Source organism: Bradyrhizobium sp. Crot121, assembly GCF_059512385.1.
The window spans coordinates 1-434 of sequence record NZ_JCAMOR010000394.1 but is presented as its reverse complement, the minus strand read 5'-3'; the positions used below and the strand labels follow the sequence as shown (position 1 = coordinate 434).

Annotated in this window: 1 protein-coding gene; it reads right to left on the bottom strand. The window is 59.4% G+C overall.

Annotated features, from left to right (window positions below; translation table 11 throughout):
* A partial coding sequence (locus tag AC5ZGW_RS47150) for an ABC transporter substrate-binding protein (RefSeq protein ID WP_496114274.1) occupies nucleotides 1–434 on the bottom strand: 434 nt, incomplete at both ends.

The following is a 434-nucleotide window of genomic DNA, read 5'->3' as shown; positions in this document are numbered from 1 at the left end:
CGAGAATGTCGTTGGTCCAGTAATTGACCGAGATGTCGTATTCGCCGGCAACAGTCATGTCCCATTCCTGGCTGGGATCGACCTTCTGCAGGTTGGCGGTGATGCCTGCTTTGGCGAGCTGCTGCTGCACCAGAACGGCCGTCTGCTCATCCACCTCGTCGCCGGCGCGGATCAGATAGTTCAGCGTCAGGTTGGAGACACCGGCATCGGCGAGCAATTTCTTGGCCTTTTCGGGATCGTAGGGGCGCTGCAAGTTGTCGGCGTAGTGGTAGAGGGCGCCCTTCGGAATGTAGGAATTGGCGACTGTGCCCTGACCGAAGGTGATGGCCTCGACGATCGCCTTCTTGTCGATTGCGAGATCGAGGGCCTGGCGCACGTCCTTCTTGCCGAGATCGCCATGCGCATGGTTGATCAGCAGGTGGTCTTCACGCGTC